The organism is Inquilinus sp. CAU 1745 (assembly GCF_039839375.1).
Lineage (GTDB): Bacteria > Pseudomonadota > Alphaproteobacteria > DSM-16000 > Inquilinaceae > JBDOQU01.
The window spans coordinates 165,431-179,050 of the sequence record NZ_JBDOQU010000001.1; the positions used below are offsets into that span (position 1 = coordinate 165,431).

Here is a 13,620-nt window from a genome sequence, read left to right on the forward strand (position 1 = left end):
GATGGACGCAAACGCGGCGGGCGCAACCGTGGCCAATATCGACATCAACCGGGTGATGGAGATGATCCCCCATCGCTATCCGATGCTGATGGTCGACCGGATCCGGGAACTGACGCCCGATGTCGGCGCGATCGGCATCAAGAACGTGTCGATCAACGAGCATTTCTTCCAGGGCCATTTCCCGTCCCAGCCGGTCATGCCGGGCGTCCTGATCATCGAGGCGATGGCCCAGACGGCGGCCGTGCTGGTGGTGCATACGCTGGGCAAGGATGCCGAAGGGAAGCTGGTCTACTTCATGTCCGTCGACGATGCGCGCTTTCGTCGTCCCGTGACGCCGGGCGACCAGCTCGAAATCCATGTCTCCAAGATCCAGCACCGCCGGAATGTCTGGAAATTCGCCGGGGTGGCCAAGGTCGACGGGAACGTCCATGCCGAAGCGACCTTCGCCGCCATGATCATGGATCGCTGATGGCGTCCGACATCCATCCTTCCGCGGTCGTCGATCCCGACGCCCGGCTGGCCGACGGCGTCTCGATCGGGCCGTTCTGCGTCGTCGGCGCGGGCGTCAGCCTGGGGCCGGACGTGAAGCTGCTCTCCCATGTCGTGGTCGAGGGCGACACGACGATCGGCGCGCGCACTATCATCTATCCCTTCGCCTCCATAGGCCATATCCCGCAGGACAAGAAGTTCCAGGGGGAGAAGTCGCGGCTGGAGATCGGCGCGGACAACACTATCCGCGAATATGTCACGATGAATCCGGGGACGGAGGGCGGCGGCCTGGTGACCCGGATCGGCAATCACGGGCTGTTCCTCGCCGGTTGCCATATCGCCCATGACTGCATCGTCGGCGATCATGTGATCCTGGTGAACTACGCCACCCTGGCGGGACATGTCGTCGTCGGCGACTACGCCATCGTCGGCGGCCTCTCGGGCGTCCACCAGTTCGTCCGCATCGGCGCCCACGCCATGATCGGCGGCGCGACCGGAGTGGATCAGGACGTCATCCCCTACGGCCTCGTGGTCGGGGAGAGGGGGCATCTGGCCGGCCTGAACCTGGTCGGGCTGAAGCGACGCGGGTTCGAGCGGGAGCAGATCCACGCCCTCCGGGACGCCGTCCGCGGCCTGTTCGCGGCCGAAGGCCAGATGGCGACCCGGATCGAGGAACTGTCAAAAACCGCGCCGGAGAAGTCCTTAGTGGCGGACCTCATAGAATTCCTGACCGGCGCAAGTGACCGAAAGATCCTCAAACCCAAACAGCCGGATGGGCTCTAACCTCGGCATCCTCGCCGGCGACGGTCCGCTGCCCCGACAGGTTGCCGAAGCCGCGCGTCGTGACGGGCGTGAGGTCTTCGTCATCGCCTTCGAGGGCCAGACGGCGCCGGGCTGGGTGGAGGGTTTTCCCCATGAATGGATTCGGCTGGGCGCGATCGGCCGGACGCTCGACGCGCTGAAGGCGGCGGCGGTGGCGGATGTCTGCATGATCGGGCCGATCCGCCGCCCGTCTCTGGGCGAGCTTCGGCCCGACTGGCGCGGCGCGAAGCTGATCGCCCGAAACGGCTTCGTCGGGCTCGGCGACGACGCGCTCCTGAAGGCTGTCGCCGGCATCCTGGGCGAGGCCGGAATGAGGATCGTCGGGGCTCATGAGATCCTTGGCGACCTGCTGATGCCGTCCGGCGTGCTGACGCGGACCCGGCCGGATGAGGACGCCCGGAACGATATCGGCAAGGGCCTGGCCGCCGTCGATGTGCTGGGCGGGCTGGATATCGGGCAGGCTGTGGTCGTCCAGGAAGGGATCGTGCTGGCCGTGGAGGCGGCGGAGGGAACCGACGCCATGCTGTCCCGATGCCGCGATCTGCATCGGGAAGGAAAGGGCGGCGTGCTGGTCAAGACGGCGAAGCCCCAGCAGGACCGCCGCCTCGACCTTCCGACGATCGGCGTGGCGACGGTGGAAAACGCCGCGCGCGCCGGATTGCGCGGGATCGCGGCGAGGGCGGGGAACGCGCTTATTTCCGACATGGCCGGAACCGTCGCCGCGGCGGACCGGCATGGCCTGTTCCTGGTCGGCGTGGAGGAGGACCGTCCATGACGTCGAAGCTGGTCTTCCTGATCGCGGGGGAGCCCTCCGGCGACGTGCTGGGCGCGCGGCTGATGGCCTCCCTGAAGCGCGCGGCGGAGGGCGAGGTCCGCTTCGCGGGCGTCGGCGGGGAAAGGATGCAGGCGGAGGGGCTGGATAGCCTCTTCCCCATGGAGGAACTCAGCGTCATGGGGATCGCGGAGGTCCTGCCTCGGCTCCGGAGCTTGACGGCCAGGATCGGTCAGACGGCGCGAACCGCCCTCGATCTCTCCCCAGATATCGTCATCACCATCGACGCGCCAGGCTTCAACTTCCGAGTCGGCCGGAAGCTGCGCGGACGGACCTTCCCGCTCGTCCACTATGTCGCGCCAACCGTCTGGGCCTGGCGGCCGGGCCGCGCGAAGAAGATCGCCCGGTTCCTGGATCACCTCCTGGTGCTGCTGCCGTTCGAGCCGCCCTATTTCGAGCGGGAAGGGCTATCCACCAGCTTCGTCGGCCATCCCGTCACCGAAAGCGGGGCCGACAGCGGCGACGGCGACCGTTTCCGGGCAATCCACGGGATACCGGAGGATGCGCCGCTGCTCTGCGTCCTGCCGGGCAGCCGGCGAAGCGAGACCTCGCGGCTGCTGGAAATCTTCGGCGCCACGGTCGATCTCCTGGCGTCGCGCTTTCCGGACCTGCGGATCGTCGTTCCCACGGTGTCATGGGTGGCCGGGGAGGTCTCCCGTGCCGTGGCCAATTGGGCGGTGCCGACGGTGGTGGTGCGGGGCGACGAGGAAAAGTACGACGCCTTCGCCGCCGCCGACGCCGGCCTCGCGGCATCGGGGACCGTGGCGCTGGAGCTCGCGATGGCGGGGCTGCCGAGCGTCATCGGCTATAAGATGCAGCCCGCCACGGCCTGGATCGCGAAGCGGCTGATCCGGGTGAAATACGCCAACCTGGTCAATATCCTGCTGGATCGTCCGGCGGTGCCCGAATTCCTTCAGGACAATTGCCGTCCGGAGCTTCTGGCCGAAGCGATAGGCAGTCTGCTGTCCGACCCCGACGCGGCGGCCCGTCAGCGCCAGGACGCCCGCACGGCCGTCGCCATGCTCCGCCCCGAAGGCCAACCGACCCCCAGCGACGCCGCAGCGGCGAAGATCCTGGAATTGATGAAATAACGGCCCCTCACCCAACCCTCTCCCCGGCGGGGAGAGGGCTACCTTTTTACCCTCGCCCCTCCGGGGAGAGGGAGGGACCCGCGAAGCGGGAGGGTGAGGGGCCGTTGGTTATTCAGAAACTCAAATAAGCGATCCCCACCGCCAGCCCGACGATCAGGCCGATGCCGGCGACGTATTTCAGCCGCACCCGAAGAGATGGGGTGTTGTCGTTCGCTGCGGTGGGAACCGACCGGGGGCGGGCAAAGCCGATCGGCGGCCGGGCCTTCCATTCGGCCCGGCGCACCCCCTCATTCAGGTTCAGGCGGTTACCCACGCTGGTCCAGCGGCGTATAGGACCGCTGGTTCTGGCCGGTGTAGAGCTGTCTCGGACGGCCAATCCTCTGGGACGGATCTTCGATCATTTCCTTCCACTGGGCGATCCAGCCCACCGTCCTGGCCACGGCGAACAGGACCGTGAACATGCTGGTCGGGAAGCCCATCGCGCGCAGGATGATGCCTGAATAGAAGTCGACGTTAGGATACAGCTTTCTCTCGACGAAGTAATCATCCTCGAGAGCGATCCGTTCCAATTCCATCGCCAGGTCCAGCAGCGGCTCGTTCTCGACGCCCAACTCCTCCAGAACCTCGTAGCAGGTCTGGCGCATCACCGTCGCGCGCGGGTCGTAGTTCTTGTAGACCCGGTGGCCGAAGCCCATCAGGCGGAACGGGTCGTCCTTGTCCTTGGCGCGGGCCACGAACTCCGCCACCCGGTCCTTGGTGCCGATCTCCCCCAGCATGTTGAGGACGGCCTCGTTGGCGCCGCCATGGGCGGGCCCCCACAGCGAGGCGATGCCGGCCGCGATGCAGGCGAATGGATTGGCGCCCGACGAGCCGGCCAGCCGGACGGTCGAGGTCGAGGCGTTCTGCTCGTGATCGGCGTGCAGGATGAAGATGCGGTCCATCGCCTTGGCCAGGACCGGGTTGATCTTGTATTCCTCCGCCGGCACGGCGAACATCATGTGCAGGAAATTCTCCGCGTAGGAGAGTTCGTTCCTAGGATACACGAAGGGCTGGCCGATCGAATATTTATAGGCCATCGCGGCGATCGTCGGCATCTTGGCGATCAGCCGGTGGGAGGCGATCATCCGCTGCCGCTCGTCCCGGATATCGGTGCTGTCGTGATAGAAGGCCGACAGGGCGCCGACGGCGCCGCACATCACCGCCATCGGATGGGCGTCGCGGCGGAAGCCGCGGAAGAAGTTGATAAGCTGCTCATGCAGCATCGTGTGATAGGTGATGGCCTTCTCGAACTTCGCCTTGGTGGCGGCATTCGGCAGGTCGCCGTAGAGCAGGAGGTAGCAGACCTCCATGAAGTCGCTCTTGTCGGCCAGTTCCTTGATCGGATAGCCGCGATGCAGCAGGACGCCCTTGTCCCCGTCGATATAGGTGATCTGGCTTTCGCATGACCCGGTCGAGGTGTAGCCGGGATCGAACGTGAACATGCCCGTCTGCGCGTACAGCTTGCCGATATCGATGACGCGCGGACCCTCGGTTCCGTCCAGAACCGGAAATTCATAGGACTTCCCGGTCTTGTTATCGACCAAGGTGACAGTGTCGGCCGCGCCCTGGGTCGCGGTCTTCTGGTCACTCATAACGTCATTCCTTGTTACGGGTGGGTCGGGACCCCGCCGATCCCGCTATTTTTGCGTTTTTCGCAGATGCACAGACAATAAAGCGCGGAGAGGTGGAGATCAACGAGCGGGGGCTGCGGAAACCCCTTTCGCGACCACGTCGTTCAACCTCTCCAGGCTCTCTTCCCGGCCCAGCACGCGGGCTACCTCGAAGATGCCGGGGCTGACGCCCGATCCGGTGAGCGCGGCGCGTAGCGGCTGGGCGATCTTGCCCAGCTTCAGCCCTTCGGCCTCCGCCAGATCGCGCACCACGCCCTCCAGCGCCTCCTCCGTCCAGTCGGGCAATGCCTCGAAGCCGGCGGCGACTTTCGCCAGGATCTCGATCCCGTCCGGCGTCAGCAGCTTCCCGGCCTTCTCGTCCATCGCCAGTGGACGGCGGCGGGCATAGAAGGCGGCGTTCTCCGCCAGCTCCTTCAGCGTCTTCGCGCGAGGCTTCAGGCCGATCATGCCGGCTTCGATCCGCGCCCGCTCCTCATCGTTCAGCGGATGTCCGACGATCTCCGCGACCCTCGGCTGGATCTCCGCCGCCAGCTCCGTGTCCGGCGCTTCCCGGATATAGATTCCGTTCAGATTCTCCAGCTTGGCGAAGTCCAGCCGAGAGGGCGACCGGCCGATCCCGTCCAGGTCGAACCATTCGATCGCCTGGGCGGTGGAGATCACTTCCTCATCACCATGCCCCCAGCCCAGGCGCAGCAGATAGTTCCGCATCGCCGCCGGCAGGAAGCCCATCTCCCGATAGGCCTCGACGCCCAGCGCGCCATGCCGCTTCGACAGCTTCGCCCCGTCCGGCCCGTGGATCAGCGGGATGTGGGCGAAGACCGGCGGCGTCGCGTCCAGCGCGCGGTAGAGCTGCGTCTGCCGGAAGGCGTTCGTCAGATGGTCGTCGCCCCGGATGACATGGGTGATGCCCATGTCGATATCGTCGACCACGACCGACAGCATGTAGGTCGGCGTGCCGTCGGCGCGCAGCAGCACCATGTCGTCCAGTTGGGCGTTGGCCACCGTGACCGGTCCCTGGACCTGGTCTTCGACAACCGTCTCGCCCTCCAGCGGGGCCTTCAACCGAATGACCGGCGCGACGCCGTTCGGCGCATCCTTCGGGTCGCGGTCGCGCCAGCGCCCGTCATAGCGGATCGGGCGTCCCTCGGCCTTCGCCTTCTCCCGCATCTCCGCCAGCTCTTCCGGCGAGGCGTAGCAATGATAGGCCTTGCCCTCGCTCAACAGCCGCCGGGCGAGGTCGGCATGACGGTCGCGGCGCTCGAACTGCGAGACGGCGTCGCCGTCCCAAACCAGGCCCAGCCAGTCCAGCCCCTCGATGATCTTGGTGATCGCATCATCGGTCGACCGCGCGCGGTCGGTGTCCTCGATCCGCAACAGGAACTTTCCGCCATGATGGCGGGAGAACAGCCAGTTGAACAAAGCCGTGCGCGCACCACCGATATGGAGATAACCTGTGGGCGAGGGAGCAAAGCGGGTTACAACCGTCATGACGGGTCATTCGCGAGATGTGGGAGGGGCAGGGGAATGAAGATGGCGTTGCATAGCACAACGTTCCGGCCGTTGCACCTGCGCCCCGCCCTTCGGTGACCGTCGACGCCGCCGGCATAGGGCGGTCCCAGGCCTCTTCCGGCGTCACCGCCGCGACCGGCTGGATCGCGCGACGTCTGGCTGAAGAACGGGACCGCTGGCCGCTATGGATGCCGGTCGCGATGGGCGTCGGCGTTGCCCTCTATTTCGCGCTGCCTTCCGAACCGCCAGGCTGGGCTGGAAGCCTGGCCTTGCTGACGCTGCTGCCGACGCCGTTCCTGGGGATTTTCCGGGATCGCATGGCGGCGCGCGGCGTCCTCATCATGATGATCCTCGCCGCGCTCGGCTTCTCCGCCGCGCAATGGCGCACCGCCCGGATCGCCGCGCCGATGCTGATGGAGGAGACGGGTTTCGCGGACGTTGCCGGGCGCGTCGTCTCCATGGACCGCATGCCCGACGGCGTGCGGGTCGTGCTCGGCGACCTTGCGATCGAGGACCTGCCGCCGGAGGAAACGCCGCGCCTCGTGCGCATCCGTCTCCGGTCGGCTGAAACCGTGCCCTCGATCGGCGACAGGATCGGCGTGCTGGCCGTCCTGTCCGGTCCCAGCGGCCCGGCTTCGCCGGGCGCATACGATTTCCGCCGCCATGCCTTCTTCGAAGGGATCGGCGGCATCGGCTATGGCGTCAGCCATGTGGAGATACTGGACGGGGGCAACGATCCGCCCGCGCTTCCCGTCGAGGCATTCCGCCAGCGGATCGGCGATCGTGTGGCCGCGATCCTGGAGGGGGAGACAGCCGCCATCGCCATCGCGCTGATGAACGGTGAGCGCGGGGCCATCAGCGATGAGACGAACCAGGCGATGCGGGACAGCGGGCTCGCCCATTTGCTCAGCATCTCCGGCCTGCACGTCAGCCTGATAACGGCGCTGGTGTTCGGGGCGGTGCGGGGCGGCCTCGCGGCGGTCGAACCGCTGGCGCTGCGCCGGCCGATCAAGAAATGGGCGGCCTTCGCCGCGCTTCTGGGGGCGCTCGCCTACACCATCCTTGTCGGCGCGCCGGTGCCGACCCAGCGCGCCTTCCTGATGACGGCGATCGTGATGCTGGCGATCATGGTCGACCGCAACCCCTTCTCCATGAGGCTGATCGCCTGGGCCGCCATGGCGGTCCTGCTCTGGGCGCCCGACAGCATGATGGGCGCCAGTTTCCAGATGTCGTTCGGGGCCGTGGTCGCGCTGATCGCCTGCTATGAATCGTCGTCGGAGCGCATCGCTGCCTTCCGCCGCAATGGCGGCCGGCACCGGGTAGTGCTGCTCTATCTGGGCAGCGTGGCGCTGACGACGCTGGTGGCGACGCTCGCGACCTCGCCCTTCGGGATATTCCATTTCCAGCGGTTCTCGACCTACGGGCTGGTCGCCAACCTGATCGTCGTGCCGCTGACCTCCATCTGGATCATGCCGCTGATCCTCATCGCCTATCTGCTGATGCCGTTCGGGCTGGAGGCGCTGGCCCTGATTCCCATGGGATGGGGCATCGACGCGATGCTGCACGTCGCGAAGCTGATCGCCTCATGGCCCGGATCGGCCTTCACCGCGCCGGTCATGCCGCTCGCCGGCCTGTTGCTGATCGTCTTCGGCGGGCTGTGGCTATGCCTCTGGCGCGGCCGCTGGCGGCTCTGGGGCGCGGCGCTTTTCCTCGCGGGATTGATGACGATCCTGTTGCCGGCCGACCAGCCGGACATCCTGATCAACGACGATGCGCGCCTGATCGCGGTGCGGGACCATGGCGGCGCGCTGACCCTCTCCTCCGGTCGCGCCGATTCCTTCACCAGAAGCATGTGGTTGCGCCGGAACGGTCAGGAGGCAGCCGCGACATGGCCGGAAACCGGCGCGAACGCCGACGCCTCGCTGTCCTGCGATCCGCGCGGCTGCCACTATCGCCCGGCCGAAGGTCCGCCCGTGGCGATAGCCTTCGGCCCGGAAGCCCTGATGGAGGATTGCGGCAGGGTCGATATCATCGTCGCCGCGACGCCGATCCCCCGCTTCTGCCCGGCCGCCCATACGGTCGGCCGGTTCGATGTCTGGCGGACCGGCCCCCATGCCGTCACCATCCGCCCCGATGGCCGGGTAGAGATCGAATCGGCGGCTGATTGGGTAGGGGACAGGCCCTGGGCGCTTCGCCGCGGCAGGTGACAGCGGTAAGTGACCCGGGGTCAGTGATAGCGGCGGATCAACCCGACGAGGCGGCCCTGCACCTGCACCCGGTCCGACCCGAAGATGCGCGTCTCATAGGCGGCGTTGGCGGGTTCCAGCGCGATGGTGTTGCCCTTCCGGCGCAGGCGTTTGAGCGTTGCTTCCATATTGTCGACCAGCGCCACGACGATCGTGCCGTTGTCGGCGGTGTCGCAGCGGCGGATCAGGATGGTGTCGCCGTCCAGGATGCCGGCCTCGACCATCGAATCGCCCTCGACCTCCAGCGCGTAATGATCGCCCTTGCCCAGAAGGGCGGCCGGAACCTCCGCCATGTTGGAATGGTCGCGCAAGGCCTCGATCGGCGTGCCAGCCGCGATCTTGCCGTAGAGCGGAAGCTGGATCGTCTCCCCCGACGGCTGGGCTTCGATCGTGCGGCCGGGCAGGGCGTGGGAGAAATTCCCCTGGATGACCTGCGGCCGGAAGGGCGGCTGGATTTCCGGCTCAGGGGCGGGGGTCGGGGCGGGTGCGGACGCGCCCATCCCCTCCGGCAGCCTCAGCACCTCCAGCGCGCGGGCTCGGTGGGGCAGGCGGCGGATGAACCCACGTTCCTCCAGCCCGGTGATCAGCCGGTGGATTCCCGATTTCGACTTGAGCTCCAGCGCGTCCTTCATCTCGTCGAAAGACGGAGAAATGCCGCTTTCGCTCAATCGGCTGTGAACGAACAAAAGAAGTTCACGCTGTTTTCTGGTCAGCACTGTCGCCTCGCCTTCATCGGGAGCAATCGATCCGAACGACTCCTTCAACGTGATGAGGCTACATCGGAACAAAACCTAAACGCAAGGATTTGTTCTTATTTAGTTCTCGTTTACCAAGTCTGGTTTAGAGGCCGGCCTCGCCCGTCCCGAAGCTGATGATCTCCACCTCGTCGCCGGCGCGGGCCGGCGGCGCGTGGACGGGGCGGACGATCAGGCAATCCGCCTCGGCCAGCCGGGCCATCATGGAACTGTCCTGCCGGGAGAAGGGCGTCGCCACGCCGCCGGCCAGCGACGCCCTGAGATGGTCCCGCCGCTCGTCGTTCGCGGGCAGGTCCGCGCCCAGCCGCGCGGCCTCCGTCGCTGGCCCCGGCGGTAGGCCCGTGAGCGCCCGGAGGAACGGCCCGACGAACAGCAGTCCGCAGATCAGCGTGGAGACCGGGTTGCCGGGCAGGCCGATCAGCGGAATCTCGCCCAGCCGCCCGAACATCAGCGGCTTGCCCGGCCGCATGGCGATCTTCCAGAAGGCCAGGTCCAGGCCCTTTGCGCCCAGGGTGGAGCGGACAAGGTCATGGTCGCCCACCGAAGCCCCGCCGGTCGTCAGCAGCAGGTCGCAGCCCCTGGCCCCGTCCGCCATGGCGCCCAGCGTATCGCGGTCGTCCGGCGCGATGCCCAGATCGACCGCTTCCCCGCCGCAGGATTCGACCAGCGCCCGGAGCGCGAGGGAATTCGACCCCACGATCCGCGCGCCGGACAGATCCTCGCCGGGCATGGCGATCTCGTTCCCCGTCGCCAGCACCGCGACCCGGGGGCGACGCCGGACCCGCATCCAGGGGATGTTCATCGCGGCGACCAGGCCGATGTCGCGGGCCGTCAGCCGCCGTCCGGCCTGCAACAGCACGTCGCCTGCCGCGAAATCCAGCCCGGCCGGCCGGACATAGCGGCCCTTAGCCGCCTTGTGCAGCACCGTGACCGACTCGCCTTTGGCTTCCGCGTTCTCCTGGATCACGATCGTATCGGCGCCCGGGGGCAGGGGAGCGCCGGTGAAGATGCGCGCGCATTCCCCGGCCCCGACCGGCCGGCCCGGCGCGTCGCCGGCCGCCACCGCGCTCGTCTGGCGCAGGGTGACGGGCACGGCAGCGATGTCGGCCGCTCTCACGGCGTAACCGTCCATGGCGGAAACCGCGACGGGCGGATGGGACACCCGCGCCGCCAGATCTTCCGCCAGCACCCGGCCGAACGCTTCGGCCACGCCGACCGTCTCCGCCGGCAGCGGGGCCGCCTCCGCCAGTATCCGTTTCAGCGCCTCCTCGAACGCGATCATGCCGGCGCGTCGTAGGTTCCGGACTTGCCGCCGGATTTGTGGAGCAGGCGGATGCCGGTCATGCTCATCCCCCGGTCGACCGATTTGCACATGTCGTAGACGGTCAGTCCGGCGACGCTGGCGGCGGTCAGCGCCTCCATCTCGACTCCGGTGCGGCCGGCGATCTTCACCGTCGCCGTCACCCGCACGGCGCTCGCCTCATCCTCGCAGGCCAGGTTGACAGCCACGGAATCGATCGGCAGCGGATGACAGAGCGGGATCAGGTCGGAGGTCCGTTTGGCGGCCATGATTCCGGCCAGCCGCGCCACGCCCAGCACGTCGCCCTTCTTCGCCGCGCCGGCGCGGATCATCGCCAGCGTCTCCGGCAGCATGACGACAAGGCATTCCGCCACCGCTATCCGCTGGCTCCGCGCCTTCTCCGACACGTCGACCATACGCGCCGCGCCCTCGGCGTCGAAATGGGTGAAGCCGCTCATGCCCGCAGCGCCGCTTCCGGCCGCGCCAGAAGGGCGCGCGTCGCCTGTGCGACATCCGCCTGGCGCATCAGGCTCTCGCCGATCAGGAAGGTGGTGACGCCCGCCGCCTCCATCCGCGACAGGTCGGCGGGGCTGTAGAGCCCGCTTTCCCCCACCGTCAGCCGGTCCTGCGGGACCTCCCGCGCCAGGATCTCGGTCGTCGCGATATCGACCTCCAGCGTCTTCAGATTGCGGTTGTTGATGCCGATCAGCGGCGATTTCAGCGCCAGCGCCCGGCCCAGCTCCGCCCGGTCGTGGACCTCCACCAGCACGTCCATGCCCAGGCCCAGCGCCGCATCCTCCAGTTCCGCCGCCTGCCCGTCCTCCAGCGCCGCCATGATCAGCAGGATGCAATCCGCCCCCAGGGTGCGGGCCTCCGTCACCTGATAGGAATCCAGCATGAAATCCTTGCGCAGGACCGGCAGGTCGACCGCCTCCCGCGCCGCCGTCAGGTAGGAATCCTCGCCCTGGAAATAGGGCCTGTCGGTCAGCACCGACAGGCAGGTCGCGCCGCCCTCGCGATAGGCGCGGGCCAGGGCAGGGGGGTCGAAATCCGCCCGGATCAGCCCCTTGGAGGGGGAGGCCTTCTTGATCTCCGCGATCAGCCCGTAGCGCCCCTCCGCCCGCGCCGCCCGCAGCGCGCGGACGAATCCGCGCGGCGGGGAGGCGTCGCGCGCCCTGGCCGCCATCTCCCCGGCGGGCGTTCTCGCCTTGCTGGCGGCGATATGGCTCCGCTTGTCGGCGCAGATGCGTTCCAGCACGTCGCTCATGCTTCGTCTTCTTCCTTCGGCGGCGGGGCGTTGGTGATCGCCACCAGCTTCTCCAGCACGGCCTTGGCCGCGCCGCTGTCGAGTTGTTGGGCGGCGAGGCCTGCGCCTTCCTTGAGATCAGCCACCCTGTCGGCGACGATCAGCGCGGCGGCGGCGTTCAGCAGCACGATGTCGCGATAGGGGCCGGTCGCGCCGTCCAGCAGAGCCTTCAGCGCCTCGGCGTTGTGCTCCGCGTCGCCGCCCCTGATGCCCTCCGGCGCGCTGCGCTCCAGCCCCGCATCTTCCGGCGTCACGTCGAACGCCCGGACCGCGCCCTTCTCCAGCGCCGCCACGCGGCTCGGCCCCGTCACCGTCAGCTCGTCCAGCCCGTCCAGCCCATGGACGATCCACGCCTTCTCCGACCCAAGCCGGTTCAGCACATGGGCCAGCGGCTCCACCCAGTCGGCGGAATAGACGCCGATGAGCTGTCGTCTGGCCGATGCCGGGTTCGACAGCGGCCCCAGCAGGTTGAAGATGGTCCGTGTCCCCAGCTCCACCCGCGTCGGCCCGACATGGCGCATCGCGCTGTGATGGCGCGTCGCCATCAGGAAGCAGACATTGCCTTCCCACAGCGCCTGGCGCACCAGCCGCATGTCGGCGTCGATATTGACGCCAAGCGCCGTCAGCACGTCTGCCGCGCCGGACTTGCTGGACAGCGCCCGGTTGCCATGCTTGGCGACCGGCACGCCGGCGGCGGCCAGCACGAAAGAGACGGCGGTGGAGACGTTGAGCGTGCCCGACGCGTCGCCGCCGGTGCCGCAGCAATCGATCGCCATCGCCGGCGCGTCGATCGCCAGCGCCTTCGACCGCATGATGCGGGCGGCCCCCGTGATCTCGTCCACGGTCTCCCCGCGCACCCGCAGGGCCATCAGGAAGCCGCCGATCTGCGACGGCGTCGCCTCGCCGGACATGATGATCTCGAAGGCCTGGGTCGCTTCCTCCTCGCCCAGGGGCCGGCCGGCCGCGGCCTGCGCGATGAAGGGCTTCAGCCTCGTCTGCGATTCGCTCATGCGGCGTTCCTGCGCTGGGCGATCGCGATGAAGTTGCCCAGCAGCCGGTGCCCCTGTTCCGATGCGATGCTTTCGGGATGGAACTGCACGCCATGGATCGGCAGCCGGCGATGGCGCAGTCCCATGATCATGCCGCCCTCCGTCTCCGCCGTGACCTCCAGGCAGTCGGGCAGGCTGTCGCGCTCGACGGTCAGCGAATGGTAGCGCGTCATGCGGATGGGGGAGGGCAGGTCCGCCATTACCCCCAGCCCGGAATGCCTGATATCGCTCGTCTTGCCGTGCATCAGTTCCGGCGCGCGGACGACCTTGCCGCCGAACGCCTGGCCGATCGCCTGATGCCCCAGGCAGACCCCCAGGATCGGAACCTTGCCGGCGGCGGCGTCTATCAGGTCCAGGCAGATGCCGGCCTTGTCGGGGTCGCACGGTCCCGGCGACAGCACGATGCCATCGGGCTTCAGCGCCAGCGCCTCCTCGACGCTGATGGCGTCGTTGCGATGCACGACGGTCTCACCGCCCAGCTCGCCCAGGAAATGGACGAGGTTGTAGGTGAAGCTGTCATAATTATCGATCAGCAGCAGCATGGCGACATG

Annotated in this window: 14 protein-coding genes; 5 read left to right on the forward strand and 9 right to left on the reverse strand. The window is 67.8% G+C overall.

Features of this window, described 5'->3' with window-relative positions:
* Window position 1: 1 nt before the first annotated feature.
* The 4 genes from fabZ to lpxB are packed head-to-tail and all read left to right on the forward strand — an operon-like array spanning window position 2 to window position 3,234.
* On the forward strand, window positions 2–469 hold the full coding sequence (gene fabZ, locus AAFN89_RS00815) for a 3-hydroxyacyl-ACP dehydratase FabZ (protein WP_347534912.1): 468 nt from the start codon (window positions 2–4) through the stop codon (window positions 467–469).
* A complete protein-coding gene (lpxA, locus tag AAFN89_RS00820) occupies window positions 469–1,272 on the forward strand; it encodes an acyl-ACP--UDP-N-acetylglucosamine O-acyltransferase (RefSeq protein WP_347534914.1) in 804 nt (267 codons plus the stop codon). The genes fabZ and lpxA overlap by 1 nt, the downstream gene beginning before the upstream one ends.
* Window positions 1,262–2,086 (forward strand): UDP-2,3-diacylglucosamine diphosphatase LpxI, encoded by an 825-nt coding sequence (gene lpxI, locus AAFN89_RS00825; RefSeq protein WP_347534916.1) that lies wholly within the window; start codon window positions 1,262–1,264, stop codon window positions 2,084–2,086. Before lpxA ends, lpxI begins: the two co-directional genes overlap by 11 nt.
* On the forward strand, window positions 2,083–3,234 hold the full coding sequence (gene lpxB, locus AAFN89_RS00830; RefSeq protein ID WP_347534918.1) for a lipid-A-disaccharide synthase: 1,152 nt from the start codon (window positions 2,083–2,085) through the stop codon (window positions 3,232–3,234). The genes lpxI and lpxB overlap by 4 nt, the downstream gene beginning before the upstream one ends.
* A 112-nt stretch (window positions 3,235–3,346) precedes the next feature.
* Here lpxB and AAFN89_RS00835 read toward each other — a convergent pair whose 3' ends face one another.
* From AAFN89_RS00835 to gltX, 3 genes are all read right to left on the reverse strand, one after another.
* A complete protein-coding gene (locus tag AAFN89_RS00835) occupies window positions 3,347–3,547 on the reverse strand; it encodes a hypothetical protein (protein WP_347534920.1) in 201 nt (66 codons plus the stop codon).
* The gene (gene gltA, locus AAFN89_RS00840; protein ID WP_347534922.1) at window positions 3,540–4,865 is read right to left on the reverse strand and encodes a citrate synthase; all 1,326 of its coding nucleotides are present in this window, start codon (window positions 4,863–4,865) and stop codon (window positions 3,540–3,542) included. The genes AAFN89_RS00835 and gltA overlap by 8 nt, the downstream gene beginning before the upstream one ends.
* Window positions 4,866–4,964: 99 nt before the next feature.
* Window positions 4,965–6,392 (reverse strand): glutamate--tRNA ligase, encoded by a 1,428-nt coding sequence (gltX, locus tag AAFN89_RS00845; RefSeq protein WP_347534924.1) that lies wholly within the window; start codon window positions 6,390–6,392, stop codon window positions 4,965–4,967.
* 95 nt (window positions 6,393–6,487) lie between these two features.
* Here gltX and AAFN89_RS00850 point away from each other — a divergent pair, with 95 nt between their 5' ends.
* Window positions 6,488–8,620, forward strand: coding sequence for a ComEC/Rec2 family competence protein (locus AAFN89_RS00850; RefSeq protein WP_347534926.1), 2,133 nt, complete (start codon window positions 6,488–6,490; stop codon window positions 8,618–8,620).
* Window positions 8,621–8,640: 20 nt separating this feature from the next.
* On the opposite strand, the gene lexA is transcribed toward AAFN89_RS00850, so the two are convergent.
* The 6 genes from lexA to AAFN89_RS00880 all read right to left on the reverse strand — a co-directional run bounded on the left by lexA (window position 8,641) and on the right by AAFN89_RS00880 (window position 13,611).
* The gene (lexA, locus tag AAFN89_RS00855) at window positions 8,641–9,375 is read right to left on the reverse strand and encodes a transcriptional repressor LexA (protein ID WP_347534929.1); all 735 of its coding nucleotides are present in this window, start codon (window positions 9,373–9,375) and stop codon (window positions 8,641–8,643) included.
* Window positions 9,376–9,499: 124 nt separating this feature from the next.
* Window positions 9,500–10,696 carry a gephyrin-like molybdotransferase Glp gene (gene glp, locus AAFN89_RS00860; RefSeq protein ID WP_347534931.1) on the reverse strand — a complete coding sequence of 399 codons (1,197 nt, stop codon included), beginning with the start codon at window positions 10,694–10,696 and terminating at the stop codon, window positions 9,500–9,502.
* On the reverse strand, window positions 10,693–11,172 hold the full coding sequence (moaC, locus tag AAFN89_RS00865) for a cyclic pyranopterin monophosphate synthase MoaC (RefSeq protein ID WP_347534933.1): 480 nt from the start codon (window positions 11,170–11,172) through the stop codon (window positions 10,693–10,695). The genes glp and moaC overlap by 4 nt, the downstream gene beginning before the upstream one ends.
* Window positions 11,169–11,981 (reverse strand): indole-3-glycerol phosphate synthase TrpC, encoded by an 813-nt coding sequence (trpC, locus tag AAFN89_RS00870; RefSeq protein ID WP_347534935.1) that lies wholly within the window; start codon window positions 11,979–11,981, stop codon window positions 11,169–11,171. Before trpC ends, moaC begins: the two co-directional genes overlap by 4 nt.
* On the reverse strand, window positions 11,978–13,030 hold the full coding sequence (trpD, locus tag AAFN89_RS00875; protein WP_347534937.1) for an anthranilate phosphoribosyltransferase: 1,053 nt from the start codon (window positions 13,028–13,030) through the stop codon (window positions 11,978–11,980). The genes trpC and trpD overlap by 4 nt, the downstream gene beginning before the upstream one ends.
* On the reverse strand, window positions 13,027–13,611 hold the full coding sequence (locus tag AAFN89_RS00880) for an aminodeoxychorismate/anthranilate synthase component II (protein WP_347534939.1): 585 nt from the start codon (window positions 13,609–13,611) through the stop codon (window positions 13,027–13,029). Before AAFN89_RS00880 ends, trpD begins: the two co-directional genes overlap by 4 nt.
* Between the last annotated feature and the right edge of the window lie 9 nt (window positions 13,612–13,620).